Source organism: Gammaproteobacteria bacterium, from assembly GCA_003696665.1.
Taxonomy (GTDB): domain Bacteria; phylum Pseudomonadota; class Gammaproteobacteria; order Enterobacterales.
In genome coordinates, this window is sequence record RFGJ01000542.1 from 1 (window position 1) to 2,830 (window position 2,830).

Below are 2,830 nucleotides of genomic sequence, written 5' to 3' on the forward strand. Positions count from 1 at the left end.
AGCCCCACGCACCCCGGCCCGCAAGATTGCCGCGCCCGTCATAGGTGAGGCTGGTGCCGCCGCTGGCGGTGAGCTGGTCCAGACCGTTCACCGACGCCGCCCCGCCTGCCGTCGTCACCGCCCAGTGATAGATATCTTTGTACGTATGCTACATCAATTCAGCGAGACGGTGTCTTTGCCTGCACGAGAGAATGATCGCTTGCATCTATTTCTAATATCACCCGCTCTGTCATTTACGACACCGTCACCGCCTCGAAACCGTCACCCCGGGCTGTGCAGGAAATTTCTTCAGAAGAATATTTTCTTAATAATGAGAGTAATATAGGAAAGTGTGGATCGCAACATGATTACAAAACTAATTGTTGATTCAATTAAGAACACTGCAGTAATCCAAATAAATGCTCCCAAAGCAAAATCTTCATTAACTTCCCTTCCTGTTAATACAATTATCAATAAAGATAGTCCCGTACCGACAATCCAAGATATTAAATATATTACTGGATCCCCATATGCCAATATGGTGAATTTGCGCAAATAAACCATCGATTTACGGAATGAGTCTGTATTTTGATTACAAATTTCCTCATCAGGCATATACGCTTTTAGAACCTCTTTCAACCCTGCATCCTTGGAAAGCCCTGCATTTACCGCCGCAAACATGATATGCGCCTTGATGGCGACGAGTACCGCCGGAATCATGAAATACCATCGGGGATAGGAGAGGATAAAAACAACGGATCCCGCAATGTCGATCATCGCGACGACAAACAGCCACTTGACGATCCGGAACGACCTGCGCTCCCTCACAGCCCGCCTCCTCGCTCACAGATCCTTGCAGTCCTGCAGTCTTGCCGCGTCCAGAAGCGCCTCCTCAAGCCTGTCAATCTGCCTGCCAATAGCGCTCTGCAGCAGATGCGTCGCCTCGTCGCGCCCAAGCGTACCAATCTGTTTTATCAACGCCCGAGGCGCTGTCACTCCTTTGACAAGCCGCCCACCAAGGCTGTCCAAAAAAAGCTTCGCCCCCGTGCGAAAGTCGCCTAGAAAAGCCAGTCCGAACGAGGATACCCTCATGATTGCCCCTCCAACGCCAGCCAAGAATGTCCCGGCGGTAAAGGCTGTGCCACCGACTGGAACTCCTGCTTCTGGTCCCAGAACAAGCGATCCTTCAACAGAGGCGGCTATACCCAGATCCGTCAGCAGGGAGCCTACGTCCGTGATGATCTCGCCGCCCCTCTTGAACACATCAAGACCCGAACGGGCAATCTGCCCTCCCTTCGTCTTCTGAAGCGCACACAGTCGCTCCTGCAGCGCCTTGAGCGCCTCAACAAACCTCTGCAGCACCTCCTCCAGCTGCATCAGGGCGTCCTGAAAGGCGTCGCTGCTGCCTTTTCCCGCCTGCGGCGTGTTGATGGGAGCGCACAATCGGGGAGCCGATGAGGCCAAGCGAGCTCGGAGAATGCTTGACCAGGACATCGAGCACCCGCAGCCAGCCCCCCGCCTTGGGTCAGCGGCTGTAGATTGTCGTGTACAGCGCCGCAGCACTCGGGCAGATTATGCCATAGCGCCCCAGTGCTCAGAATGGAGAAAATGCCGCTGATCATCCGGCGGTCATCAACCTGCAGCATCCCGCACCGTTTGTTCGGCAGCAGCGGCGCAATCAGCGCCCACTTCACATCCGTCAAATCATGGCGACCTTTCATCTTCAAACTCCCGCAGTGTGGAAGTTTGAAACACAGCCCTCCACAGAGCCCCCCACGAGTACATGACCTAGCTAAAGGTTAGGGCTTCCTATATCACCCAAGTCATACTCTCTGGCACTACACGGTGCGCTAAAAGACACCACATGACCATTAAACAATATTATTTAACTCTAATTACAAGATTGGAACTCAGGGCATCTGTATATCGTAAGCTGATCGTCATGTACCAAGTCCGCCATGAACCCCCCATTTTTTGGATAAAATGAAATAGACATATCACCGATACTACAACAATACAACTTATCGATATATTTGTTATGCTCTTGAGAATGACTATCAAATATACAAACTTTAATGATAATTTCTAATTCCTCTATCATATCCTTAGAAAACCGCACTTTAATATCTGAGATAACAGAATTTCCAACATCAGATGAAATAGATCTACGCAAGAGGCGCGGCATTTTCTTTCCATTAACCCGCACATCTATATTTTTTCGAAGGTTTACATAAACATGGTAAGATTTACCAGTAACAGGATCCATTACCGAAATATTAGCTTCCTTTATCAACAACGGCCTATCAGATAGGGTTTGACTTTCTCGTCTTTCCTTATCTGTGCCATTACGCGGACATGCAGCATACGCAGGACAATTTACAACTGAGGCGGCAAAGGTCATCCACCCGATAAAGGCAGCCATAGCGTATCGCCATACAACCTGTCGTTTCCTCTTATTCATCATATGACCTTCTTAGAATACACACCCATCTGGAAACAGCTGAATCGGCACTGCATATTCTGGCGGCCCAAAACTTAGCAGTCCCCCGCCAGGCGTCCCTAGCAGAGCGTCTATAGCGAAGCCCAGCCGCTTCTTTAGTTTCTTGAGAGTCCCTATATCGTTTTCACCCCCAATTCCTTCCCCAGCAGCTGATAATCGATAATTAACAGCTCCACTCCCTGGCGGATGGGAATGAAACCAAGCAACGGTTACCCAGGAAGCAGTTGTCTTGGGCAAAGAAAATGTCATGCTTACATGTGTCGTTGTGCCCACAGTTACATTGATAGCTTGGAACAGCCCGCTGGCGGTACGAATGATCTGTGCACCGATTTCCTTTGCCGTTGTCCCAGC

At 50.0% G+C, this 2,830-nt stretch carries 5 protein-coding genes; all 5 read right to left on the bottom strand.

The window, feature by feature from the left end; genetic code table 11:
* Positions 1-288 precede the first annotated feature (288 nt).
* Positions 289-807, bottom strand: a complete 519-nt coding sequence (locus D6694_13315; protein ID RMH37274.1) for a hypothetical protein — start codon at positions 805-807, stop codon at positions 289-291.
* Positions 808-822: 15 nt separating this feature from the next.
* The gene (locus D6694_13320) at positions 823-1,356 is read right to left on the bottom strand and encodes a hypothetical protein (protein RMH37275.1); all 534 of its coding nucleotides are present in this window, start codon (positions 1,354-1,356) and stop codon (positions 823-825) included.
* Positions 1,356-1,700, bottom strand: coding sequence for a transposase (locus tag D6694_13325; GenBank protein ID RMH37276.1), 345 nt, complete (start codon positions 1,698-1,700; stop codon positions 1,356-1,358). Before D6694_13325 ends, D6694_13320 begins: the two co-directional genes overlap by 1 nt.
* A 170-nt stretch (positions 1,701-1,870) precedes the next feature.
* A complete protein-coding gene (locus D6694_13330; GenBank protein RMH37277.1) occupies positions 1,871-2,401 on the bottom strand; it encodes a hypothetical protein in 531 nt (176 codons plus the stop codon).
* A gap of 51 nt (positions 2,402-2,452) precedes the next feature.
* A partial coding sequence (locus D6694_13335; GenBank protein ID RMH37278.1) for a hypothetical protein occupies positions 2,453-2,830 on the bottom strand: 378 nt, incomplete at its 5' end.